We start from the raw sequence: 10,589 nt of genomic DNA on the forward strand, positions 1-10,589 counted from the left end.
CCCGCGAAGCCGCGCGACCGTGTCCCGTGCCGACCGGCCACTACGGGGGACGCGATGCTGGCCGCCCAGCGACAGGCACTGATCCTCGACCAGGTGCGCAGCTCCGGCGGGGTCCGAGTCACCGAGCTCGTCGAAAGCCTCGACGTCTCCGACATGACGGTGCGCCGCGACCTCGACGTACTGGAGGCCCGCGGCCTGCTGCGCAAGGTCCACGGCGGGGCCGTCGCGCCGCACCGGCACAGCACCGAGGAGCCGGGCTTCGAAGCCAACGCCGCCCGCCAGGAGGCCGAGAAGCAGGCCATCGCCGAGGCCGCCGTCCGGTTCATCGAGCCCGGCAGCGCCATCGGCCTTTCCGCGGGCACCACCACCTGCGCCGTCGCCCACCGGCTGCGCGACGTCCCCGGCCTGACCGTGGTCACCAACTGCCTGCGGGTGGCCGACGTCTTCTACCGCACGCCCCGGACCGATCACACCGTCGTGCTGACCGGCGGCTTCCGCACCCCCTCCGACGCGCTCGTGGGCCCGCTGGCGGTCTCCGCCGTACGCAGCCTGCACCTGGACACCCTGGTACTGGGAGTACACGGGATGGACGCGCGCGCGGGCCTGACGACTCCCAACCTGATGGAGGGCGAGACCGACCGGGCGCTGGTCGAGGCCGCGCGCAAGCTGGTGGTCGTGGCCGACCACACCAAATGGGGCACGGTCGGCCTGTGCACGATCGCGCCGCTGGGGCGCTGCGATGTGCTGGTCACCGACGCGGGTCTGGACGAGGGGGCACGCCGCCAGGTGTCCGAGCAGGTGGGCGGGCTCGTCGTGGCCGACGGCCCGCAGGAGACCGGCGAGAGCGGCCCGCCGCCCCCCGAAAGCGGCACCCCCGTCCCCCCGAGCCCTCGCAGCGGCTGAGGCCGGCGGACCCGAGCCGGTCCGCGGCCCGGACCGACACGACCGCCTCCCCGCGCCGCGCCGCAACGGGTGCGGCCGGCGCCGGGGTGCGGGGAGCACCGGGGCGCCGGCCGCGGGGATCGGGTCTCAGGGGCGCGGTTCCGGGGGTTCCGGCTCCGTGCCCGTGTCCGTGTCCGAGGCGTCGGCCCGCAGGTGCGTGCCCACGTCCATCGTGGCGCGCTCCTCGGCCAGCAGCCGCAGAGCCTCCTCGCGGCTCACGCGGGAGCGGGGCGTGGCCAGGCTGACCGCCACCCCGGCCACCAGCGCCACGGCCAGCGACGGGATGGAGGGGTTGCCCCAGAACTCCGACCACGCCGCGACGTTCTGCACCGCCAGCGCCGTCGCGGAACCGCCGACCATGGCGGCCAGCCCGCCCTGCCAGGTGGCGCGTGGCCAGAACTTGCCCAGCAGCGAGGCCACCAGCAGACCTGTGAGCACGGTGGAGATCATCAGCGAGATGAAGTCGATGATCGTATCGGCCAGCAGCGCGCCCGCCAGCGCCAGGCCGAGCACCCCCACCAGCGCGATCCGCGAGTAGCGCACCATGTTCTCGGCCCGCGGCAGCCGACCGGTGACCAACTGGGTGACGTCGCGCAGCAGGATCGCCACACCGGCCACAGCGTCGGAGTCCCCGGAGGACATCGTCGCCGACAATCCGGCGATCAGCAGGAACGCGCCCAGCCATACGGGAAACACCGTGGTCGCCAGCATCGGGAAGGCGGCGTCCGGGTTCTCCAGCGTCGGGTCGATCGTCCGGGCCGCCATCCCGGCGATGGCGGGGAGCACGGCGAAGACGGCGAAGAGCAGGGCCACCCAGCCGAAGCTGCGGCGCACGGTGGTGACGTCGGCGGCGGAGTAGATGCGCTGGCGGTAGGACGGTGTGGCGAGCACGCCGATCGCGATCACCAGGGCCAGGGACACAGCGGGCAGTACGCCCAGCGCCTCGACGCCCAGCATCGACGTCGCCGCCTCGGGAACCCCTTCCTGGACGCCGCTGAAGCCGCCGGTGTGGACCAGGGCCACCGCGGCCAGCACGGTGAAGCCGATGAACAGGATCGTGCCCTGCAGCGCGTCGGTGACGACCACGGCGAGGTAGCCCCCGATGACCGTGTAGAGCCCGAAGCCGAGCGCGACCACGACCTTGGCCAGCGCGGGGTCCATGCCGGTGAGGAAGGACAGGTACAGCGCCCCGCCCATGATGTGCGCGCCGAGCCACCCGACGGAGGCCAGCAGCAGGATGATCGACACGACGCCCTTGATCACCCGGCTGGCGCCGAAGTAGTAGCTCATCTCCTCGGAGAAGGTCATGAAGCCGTGTCGGCGCACGTCGGAGAACAGCCACACGAGGCCGAGGACCCCGGCGGCGCCGCCGATGCCGTAAAGGGCGCCGGCCCAGCCGTTCTCATACGCGAAGCCGACGGCTCCGAGGCTGGAGCCGGTGCCGACCAGGGTGGCCAGCGTCGTTCCCATCAGCAGGGGCGTGCCGAGTCTGCGGCCGGCCAGCAGGAAGTCCTCGCCGCTGCTGGTGCGGCGGGCGACCCATACGCCGATGCCGAGCATGACGACCAGGGCGCCCAGGAAGAATGCGAGGTAAAGGGGACTGCCGTCGTTCATCGTTGCCTCCGGAGCCGGAAGCCCGGCCAGGACGGCCGGGGACAGGGGGTCGGGGAACGGCGCCGCTGCCGGGTGTCGGGGAGCGCCCGTGGCAGCGGCCCGCGCCGAAGGGGTGGCCGGTGAGGGGCCGTAGGAGGGGTGAGGGAGCCGAGCGGGCGCGGGAGAGGGCCGCTGGGGTGCGCGGCCGGTACGGCGGTGCCCGGCGCGGGCTGTGTGACGCCGCGCGTCCGGTGATCCCGCGCCGCCGCCGTTTACCGTCGGATGCGCCGCGGCCGCGGCAGGTCCCGAACGCGGCCGCGGCAGGTCCCGAACGGGGCCGCGACGGGCCGGGTGTCCGGGCGGCGGTCCCGCCGCGGTCCCGTTCGGGACCGCCGCCTCGGCGGGAACGGCTAGGACGGGCGGTAGAGCACCGCGTCGATCTCGATGGCGAAGCCGGGCAGGTCGGCCTGGAGCGTCGTGCGAGCCGGCGGTTCGCTGGGGAAGTACTCGGCGAACAGTTCGTTCATCGCGGCGAAGTCGCCGAGGTCGCGCAGGTAGACCCCGACCCGGACCGCGTCGGCCAGGCCGGCACCGGCCGCCTGGGCGACCGCCGAGAGATTGTCGAACGTGGTGCGCGCCTGGTCGACGAACGGCCCCTCGACCAGTGAGCGGTCCCAGCGGTGCGGGGTCGCCCCGGAGAGGTAGACGAAGTCGCCCGCGACGACGCCCTGGGAGTAGGGGCCGCCGGGAGGGGCGGCGCCGGACGTGCTGATCACGCGCTTGGCCATGGCTGTATCGACCTTTCTATTCGCTGTACGGGTACCGGGTGGGCGCACGGGCCGGCGGTGCACCGGCCCGCGGGTCAGAACAGGGTTCGTACGGCGTCGACGACCCGGTCGCGGGTGTCGAGCACCGGGATCAGCGGCCACTTGTCGAAGACCGTGCACGGATGCGACAGGCCCAGCTCCACCACGTCGCCCACCCGCGGCGCCGCCTCGCCCGCGGTCGCGTCCACGTCGAGGAAGGCGTGGTGGTCGTTGAGCTCGACCACGCGCACGCCCTCCGCCACCGGGACGCGTTCGCCGCCGCGCAGGACCGCGCGGGGCTGGGGCAGGTCGATGTCGAAGGAGACGTCGCGCTTGCCGGCCCCCAGCAGCGCCCGGCCGGGCTCCGGGCACGACAGCACACGGGCGTAGCAGGTCAGCGCCGGCCGCAGCGGGTCGGGGTCGGCGCCGCTGCGCAGCGGCGATGCGCGCTCCATGAACATGTCGTCGTGGGCGAGGTAGCAGCCCGACCGCACGAGCGGCCGCAGCGGGCGCGACAGGCGGGGCAGGGAGGCGAGCGCGTCCGCGGCGAGGTCGGGATAGGCGCTGCCGCCCGCGGTGACGATCACTTCGTCGGCGGCGGTGAACAGTCCTTCGGCGTCGGCGCGGGCCGCGACGTCGGCCAGCACCGCCAGCCACGCGCGGGCGCGGTCGGGCGCGTCGCCGTCGCGGCGCTGCGGGAACACGCCCTCGTAGGCCTCGACGCCGACCAGCTCCAGTCGCGGACTGGAGACCACGCGGCGGGCGAGGGCCAGCGCGTCGCCCGCCTCGCGCACCCCGGTACGGCGCCCGGACACGCCCAGTTCCAGCAGCACGGGCAGCGGGCGCGGCGCCGCGGCCAGCGCGTCCTCCATCGCCTCGGCTCCGGCGGCGGAGTCGACCAGGCACATGGGCGTGAAGCCGGGGTCGGCCAGGGCCTCGGCGAGCCAGGCGAGCTGGCCCGGGTCGACGACCTCGTTGGCGATCAGCACCCGGCGGGCGCCGAACCGGCGCATCACGCGGGCCTGATCGACGGTGGCCGCGGTCAGGCCCCAGGCTCCGCGGTCGAGTTGGGAGGACCACAGGTGCGGCGACATGGTGGTCTTGCCGTGCGGCGCCAGCGCGGCGCCGCGGTCGGCGCACCAGCGGGCGAAGCGGTCGAGGTTGTGGCGCAGCGGGTCCTCGTGCAGAACCACGGCCGGCAGCCACAGGTCGCTGCGGGTAAGCCCGGCCGAGCGGACCTGCGCGGCGCTGACCGGGCTCTGCGGCAGGGAGCGTGCCTCGACGGGTTCGGCGTCGAGCGCGGCCAGCGGGCCGGCGGGCAGGCCGGCTCCGGCGAGGGCCGAGGGCGGGTTTCCGGGCGGTGTCCCGGCGGATGCGGAATCGGTCATGGGGTGTGGCGGCGCGGCGCCCCGGGCGTGCGGTGCGCGGGGTACGCGCCGTCTCCCTCCTTCCCTGTCAGCGGGTTCGACGGTCGGCTGCTGCGGGCGCGCCCGGATCGCGGTCCGGCACGGGTGCTCGGGCGGTGCCGGGCGCGGGGGTTCATGCGTCGGCCCGGGGGAAGGGCTCGTCGAAGTCCTCGGGGCGCTCCAGGCGGCGCACCGCGGATCGGGTGCGCCGCACGCGCTCGTCTTCGGCGCTGCGCTGGGCCTCGCTGAGGGGGATCCACGGCGGCGGGGACTCCGCAGAGCACGGCGGGAGCAGGCGTCCTCCGACATAGGTGGCCGTGTTGGTGAGCCGGATCGGCGACTCGCGCGCGGTGCCGTGCACGTCGACGACCGGGAAGCGGCCCTCTTCCAGGTCGAAGACGGCGATGTCGGCCGCGGCGCCCGGCGCGAGCGTGCCCGCGTCCAGGCTCAGCGCGCGCGCCGGGCGCACGGTCGCGGCCGCGACCGCCTCGGGCAGGCTCGTACCGGCGGCGACCAGCTTGGCCATGACGGTCGGCAGGTCGAAGGCGGGACCGTGCGTCGAGCGGGCGTGCAGGTCGGAGGAGGCGGTCGGGCGCACACCCGCGGCCAGTTCGGTTTCCAGTACGTCGAAGGCCAGGGCGCCGGAGCCGTGGCCGAGGTCGAAGACGGCGCCGGCGTCCAGAGCACGGCGCGCGGCGTCGGTCAGGCGCCCGTCGGCGACCAGGTCGGAGGGGCAGCCCGAGGCGCAGTGGGTCAGGATGTCGCCTTCGGTCAGCAGGGGAGCGATGTCGGCGATCGTCGGGGGCCCGTAGCCGACGTGGACCATCAGCGGACGCTCCAGCCGCCGGGCGAGCTCGGATGCGCGGCGCAGCGGTTCGAGGCCGTGGGCGCCGACGGTGCGGGCGTCGATGCGCGCCTTGACTCCGCGCACGAAGTCGCCGTGGCGGGCGGCGACGGCGGCCGCGGCGTCGATGTCGAGGTTGTCCAGCGCATGGTGCTCGCCCGTCTCGGCCACCAGGCCGACGGCCGAGACGTTGATCAGCGCGTGCACGCGGACCCTCGCCGGCTCGGCGGCGAAGCGGCGCAGGCCGTCCATGCTGTAGGCGCCGGCGGATCCGGCGTCGACCCAGGTGGTGACGCCGGTGCGCCAGGCGGTGGGGTCGGGGTCCATGCCCCAGTAGGTGGCGCCGTGCCAGATGTGGGTGTGCATGTCGACCAGGCCCGGGGTGATCAGGCGGCCGCCCGCGTCGACGACGTCGGTCGCGGCGCCCTCGGGGTCCAGCCCCGTGCCGTCGGGGCCGTGCGGGCGGACCTCGGCGACACGACCCGCGCGCACCGCGACGTCGGCGAGTGCGTCCAGCCCCGAGGCGGGGTCGAGGACGCGCCCCCCGCGCAGCAGCAGATCCCACATGCCGGCCCCCTCTGGATAGACGCTGCGTCGATGCTGCGCTGTGCGCAGCAGTGTTGCGTATGTGTCATCAGATTGCTTAGCATTCCGTCGAGATCAAGGTCAATACGTCGCCGCTCCGAGCGGAGCGGACGGGAGGTCCCGCGTGAGCAGTGAGCACGGGTCCGGTGCCGGAACGGCAGCCGCCGGCGGGGCCGAGGCGGTCTGCGTCGGAGAGACCATGGCGCTCCTGGTGCCCGACGCCGGTGCCCCCGAGCCCGGAACCGCCGCCGCCCTCGGCGACCCAGCGCCCGGATACCGGCTGGAGATCGGCGGCGCCGAGTCCAACGTCGCCGTCTACCTGGCGCGCTCCGGGCACCGCGTCGCCTGGCACAGTGCCCTGGGCGACGACGCGTTCGGGCGCCACGTCCTGGCGCGGCTGGGCGCCGAAGGCGTGCACTGCTCGGTGCGTACCGACCCCGAGCGCCGCACCGGCCTTTACGTCAAGGAACCCGACGGCGCCGGCGGCACCCGCGTCCGCTATTACCGCACCGGCTCGGCCGCCTCAGAGCTGGGCGGCCGCGACGCCGCCCGGGTCCGGGGCCTGCGGCCCCGGCTGGTCCATACCACGGGAATCACCGCGGTGCTTTCGAAGAGCTGCCGCGAACTCGTCGACGGGCTGCTCGACGGCGCTGCCCCGGGGACCCTGCGCAGCTTCGACGTCAACTACCGGCCCGCTCTGCACGGTCCCGCCGAGGCCGAGCTGGTGCTGCAGGCGGCCCGGCGCGCCGACGTCGTCTTCTGCGGGCTGGACGAGGCCGCGGCACTGTGGGGCACGGGCTCCCCCGAGGAGGTGCGCGACCTGCTGGAGGGTCCGGACCTGGTCGTGGTCAAGCAGGGCGCTCGGGGCGCGACGGCCTTCCGCGGAGCCGAGGTCCGGCACGAGCCCGCGCCGGCGGTCGGCGTCGTCGAGCCCACGGGCGCGGGCGACGCGTTCGCGGCGGGCGTGCTGCACGGGCTGCTCACCGGTCGGCAGGTGCGGGAGTGCCTGGCCGAGGGCGCCCGGCTGGCCGGGGCGGCGCTGCAGGTGCCCGGCGACATCCCGCCTCGCTCCGACACCGGCGACGGGTCGGCGTGGGGCGGCGGGCCGGTGCATGCGGGGCCGCCGCTGACCCGCACGCATGCCGCGCGCGAGGACGACGCGCGGTCCGGAGCGTAGGAGGGACCGGGTATGTCCAGCAGCGTCGAACGCGCACTGCAGATCCTCATCGAGCTGGCCTCCGGTCCGGCGACCATCAGCGAGCTGGGGCGGCGTCTGGACGTGCACCGCACCACCTCGCTGCGCCTGCTGCGCACGCTGGAGGAGGAGCGGTTCGTGCGGCGCATGGACGACGGCCGCTACCGGATCGGTCCGCGCATGACCGGCCTGGCCCAGATCGCGCTGGAGGGCCTCGACGTGCGCGCCGCCGCGGCGGGCCACCTGCGCGAGCTCGGCGCCGCCTGCGGGCACACCGTGCACCTGGCGGCGCGCGAGGGCGATGCGATGGTCTATCTGGACAAGGTGGAGTCGCGCCACGCGGTGCGCATGTACTCCCGCATCGGCGCGCCCGCCCCGCTGCACGCGACGGGCGTGGGCAAGGCCGTCCTGGCGCACATGCCCCAGGCCGAGCGCGACGAACTGCTGGGCGAGCCGCCCTACGACCGCTACACCGCCGAAACGCGCACCACCCGCGAGGGCCTCGCCGCCGACCTCGCCGAGGTGGCCGGGCAGGGGTGGGCGCTCGACGACTTCGAGCACGAGGAGTTCATCCACTGCGTGGCCGCCCCCATCCGCGACGCCGCCGGGGCCGTCGCGGCGGCGGTCTCGGTTTCGGCCCCCAACGTGGTCGTCGACAGGGACCGACTGCTCGCCCTGGTTCCCACGCTCACGCGAACGGCCGCCGCCATCAGCGAGGAACTGGGTTGGCGAGGGGAACCGGCGGTGCGGACGCCCTCCACCCCCTGAACCGCCCGAGCAGCCGGAGCCGGACCGGGACCGGCGGCACCGGCCGCACCGCCCCTCAGGCCAGCAGGCGCGAGCGCAGCGCCTCGATGTCCGCTGCGGGTACGCCCGCATCGCGCAGATAGGCGTGTGCGTCCAGATCGGCGAGGGCGTCGAGGAATGCCGCGCGCAGCGTCATGCCGCGGGCGGCGAGGCCGGCCTCGATCGCGAGGGCTTCGTCTTCGCGGCCCATGGCGGCGAACAGGGGCCGGGCGTCTTCGGTGGTGCGTTCGTAGTCGTCGGCGATGGCCCCGGGTTCGACCCCCGCCAGGGACAGCAGGAGCATGGCGACGATCCCGGTGCGGTCGCGGCCGACCGCGCAGTGGAAGAGCACACCCGAGGGGCGGGCGCGGGCGAGCGCGGTGATCACCGCGGCGCAGCGGTCGGCCTTGTGCTCCAGGAAGAGCCGGTAGTAGAGGGGACCGGCCCGGCCCATGCCCGCGCCTGCCACGCGGTCCCGGAACGCGATGTCGGTGATGTCGTCGAGCGGTACCGCCACACGCGCGATATCGGGCGGGGGCGCGCCGTCGGCCCGGCGGATCTCGTCGTCGTTGCGCAGGTCCACGACGGTGCCGACACCCGCTGCGCGGGCCTGCTCCCAGTCCTTCGCGGTGGCCGAGAGCGGAGCCGCCGAGCGGTACAGGGCGCCGTACCGGGTGGTGCGCCCGTCGCGGGCGGGCAGGCCTCCGAGGTCGCGCGCGTTGTGGAAGCAGTCCCAGCCGAGCCGTCTGCGATTGTGCACACGCGGCAGCATGAAGCCGCGGCCGCGCGCCGTCGAGTCCGCGCCGAACCCCGGTACGGCCGGTCCCGGAGGCGTCCCCCGGGCGCGGCCGTACCGGTGCGGGACGGATTCAGGGCAGCCGCAGTTCGCCGTCGACGCGGCGGGGAACGGCGAGCGGGTTGCCGTCGCGGAGCGCCTGCGGCAGCAGGTGCTGGGGGACCTGCTGGTAGCACACCGGGCGCAGGAAGCGGCGGATGGCGGTGCTGCCTACCGAGGTGTGCAGAACCGATGTCGTGGCGGGGTAGGGGCCGCCGTGGTGCATCGCGTGGGTGACCGAGACCCCGGTGGGCCAGCCGTTCCACAGCACTCGGCCCGCGCGGCGGCGCAGGCGGTTCAGCAGGGGGCCGGCCTGGTCGTCGGTGTCCTCGCCGTGCACTGTGGCGGTGAGCTGGCCCGGCAGGATGTCGGCGACGCGCTCCGCCTCGGCCGGCTCGGAGTAGGTCACCACGAGCGAGACCGGCCCGAAGCGCTCTTCGAGCAGCTCCTGGGAGTTCTCCAGGAACCGTTCGGCGGTGGTGCGCAGGAGCGACGGGGTCCACAGGGTCGTGCCGTCCTCGCCGTCGTGCGGGCCGCCCTCGACGAGGACCTCGACCGCGTCGTGGTCGGCCAGCGACCGGTAGCCCTCGGCGAACCCGCGCTCGATGCGCTCGTTGAGCATCGGCGCCCCCGAGCGCCCGCGCACGGCTTCGGCCAGGGTCTCCACCGGCGTTTCCTCCGGGAGCAGCAGCACGCCGGGCTTGGTGCAGAACTGTCCGGTACCCAGAGTGAAGGAGTCGACGTAGCCGCTGAGGACCGCCTCCGCGCGGGAGCCGGCCGCCGCGCGGGTGACGAACACGGGATTGACGCTGCCCAGTTCGCCGTAGAAGGGAATGGGGTCGGGGCGGGTCGCGGCCAGGTCGTGCAGCGCCCGGCCGCCGGGGATCGATCCGGTGAATCCGACCGCGCGGGTGTGCGGATGCAGTACCGCCCGGCGCCCGGTCTCCTGGCCCAGGACCACGGCGAAGGTGCCGTCGGGCGCGCCCGCCTTCTGCAGCGCTGCGGAGACGACCTCCCCGGTGCGCACCGACAGCTCCGGGTGGCCGGGGTGGGCCTTGACGACGACGGGGTTGCCGGCGGCCAGCGCCGAGGCGCTGTCGCCGCCGACGACGCTGAAGGCGAAGGGGAAGTTGCTCGCCCCGAAGACCACGACCGGGCCCAGCGGCTCCAGGACGCGGCGCAGGTCGGGACGCGGGCCGACGGGCCAGTCGGGGTCGGGGCTGTCGATGGTGGCCTCGAGGTAGCCGCCGTCCTCCAGCACCTCGGCGAACAGGCGCAGCTGGAAGGTGGTGCGTGCCAGCTCGCCCTTGAGCCGGGCCTCGGGAAGGCGGCTCTCGCGCTGCGCGATGGGCACCAGCTCGTCGGCTGCGGCGTCGACGGCGTCGCCGACGGCGCGCAGCATGGCGGCGCGCTCGCGCGGGGCAAGGGCGCCGAAGGGCTCGGCCGCTTCGGCCGCCGACTCCAATACGTGGTCCAGCTCCGCCTCGGTGGTGTCACGAATGCCGGTCTGGGTCATCGTCTGCTTCCTCGTGTCTTCCTGCGATGGGAATGCGCTTTCCGTCCATGTCCTACCACGTCGGCGCCGCTCCCGGGGAGC

9 protein-coding genes are annotated in these 10,589 nt (G+C 74.9%); 3 read left to right on the forward strand and 6 right to left on the reverse strand.

The features are described from left to right. Positions 1-54: 54 nt before the first annotated feature. Positions 55-903: a DeoR/GlpR family DNA-binding transcription regulator gene (locus tag LP52_RS24835; protein WP_052810250.1), complete on the forward strand. Its 849-nt coding sequence runs from the start codon at positions 55-57 to the stop codon at positions 901-903. A gap of 126 nt (positions 904-1,029) precedes the next feature. On the opposite strand, the gene LP52_RS24840 is transcribed toward LP52_RS24835, so the two are convergent. From LP52_RS24840 to LP52_RS24855, 4 genes are all read right to left on the reverse strand, one after another. Further along, on the reverse strand, positions 1,030-2,556 hold the full coding sequence (locus tag LP52_RS24840; RefSeq protein WP_040276846.1) for a sodium:solute symporter family protein: 1,527 nt from the start codon (positions 2,554-2,556) through the stop codon (positions 1,030-1,032). A 389-nt stretch (positions 2,557-2,945) separates the two neighbouring features. Next, positions 2,946-3,323: a RidA family protein gene (locus tag LP52_RS24845; RefSeq protein WP_040276847.1), complete on the reverse strand. Its 378-nt coding sequence runs from the start codon at positions 3,321-3,323 to the stop codon at positions 2,946-2,948. 74 nt (positions 3,324-3,397) lie between these two features. Then, positions 3,398-4,729: an alanine racemase gene (locus LP52_RS24850; protein WP_040276848.1), complete on the reverse strand. Its 1,332-nt coding sequence runs from the start codon at positions 4,727-4,729 to the stop codon at positions 3,398-3,400. Between the two features lie 151 nt (positions 4,730-4,880). Further along, a complete protein-coding gene (locus LP52_RS24855) occupies positions 4,881-6,158 on the reverse strand; it encodes an amidohydrolase family protein (RefSeq protein ID WP_040276849.1) in 1,278 nt (425 codons plus the stop codon). 217 nt (positions 6,159-6,375) lie between these two features. Here LP52_RS24855 and LP52_RS24860 point away from each other — a divergent pair, with 217 nt between their 5' ends. Then, entirely contained in the window at positions 6,376-7,353 is a 978-nt protein-coding gene (locus LP52_RS24860) for a sugar kinase (protein WP_084723475.1), read from the forward strand. 12 nt (positions 7,354-7,365) lie between these two features. Then, entirely contained in the window at positions 7,366-8,139 is a 774-nt protein-coding gene (locus LP52_RS24865; protein ID WP_040276850.1) for an IclR family transcriptional regulator, read from the forward strand. Positions 8,140-8,194: 55 nt separating this feature from the next. Here LP52_RS24865 and LP52_RS24870 read toward each other — a convergent pair whose 3' ends face one another. Together LP52_RS24870 and LP52_RS24875 are read right to left on the reverse strand one after the other, a co-directional pair. After that, the gene (locus tag LP52_RS24870; protein WP_084723476.1) at positions 8,195-8,917 is read right to left on the reverse strand and encodes a tyrosine-protein phosphatase; all 723 of its coding nucleotides are present in this window, start codon (positions 8,915-8,917) and stop codon (positions 8,195-8,197) included. A gap of 109 nt (positions 8,918-9,026) precedes the next feature. Then, positions 9,027-10,508 carry an aldehyde dehydrogenase (NADP(+)) gene (locus tag LP52_RS24875; RefSeq protein WP_040276852.1) on the reverse strand — a complete coding sequence of 494 codons (1,482 nt, stop codon included), beginning with the start codon at positions 10,506-10,508 and terminating at the stop codon, positions 9,027-9,029. Between the last annotated feature and the right edge of the window lie 81 nt (positions 10,509-10,589).

Origin of the sequence: Streptomonospora alba, from assembly GCF_000826685.1 — a bacterium.
In the GTDB taxonomy this organism is placed as follows: Bacteria; Actinomycetota; Actinomycetes; order Streptosporangiales; family Streptosporangiaceae; genus Streptomonospora; species Streptomonospora alba.

Bases quoted from the DNA above. Each gene is read 5' to 3' on its own strand.
- LP52_RS24855 (WP_040276849.1), bottom strand. From the start codon at position 6,158: ATGTGGGATCTGCTGCTGCGCGGGGGGCGCGTCCTCGACCCCGCCTCG.
- LP52_RS24850 (WP_040276848.1), bottom strand. From the start codon at position 4,729: ATGACCGATTCCGCATCCGCCGGGACACCGCCCGGAAACCCGCCCTCG.
- LP52_RS24860 (WP_084723475.1), top strand. From the start codon at position 6,376: ATGGCGCTCCTGGTGCCCGACGCCGGTGCCCCCGAGCCCGGAACCGCC.
- LP52_RS24845 (WP_040276847.1), bottom strand. From the start codon at position 3,323: ATGGCCAAGCGCGTGATCAGCACGTCCGGCGCCGCCCCTCCCGGCGGC.
- LP52_RS24835 (WP_052810250.1), top strand. From the start codon at position 55: ATGCTGGCCGCCCAGCGACAGGCACTGATCCTCGACCAGGTGCGCAGC.
- LP52_RS24840 (WP_040276846.1), bottom strand. From the start codon at position 2,556: ATGAACGACGGCAGTCCCCTTTACCTCGCATTCTTCCTGGGCGCCCTG.
- LP52_RS24875 (WP_040276852.1), bottom strand. From the start codon at position 10,508: ATGACCCAGACCGGCATTCGTGACACCACCGAGGCGGAGCTGGACCAC.
- LP52_RS24865 (WP_040276850.1), top strand. From the start codon at position 7,366: ATGTCCAGCAGCGTCGAACGCGCACTGCAGATCCTCATCGAGCTGGCC.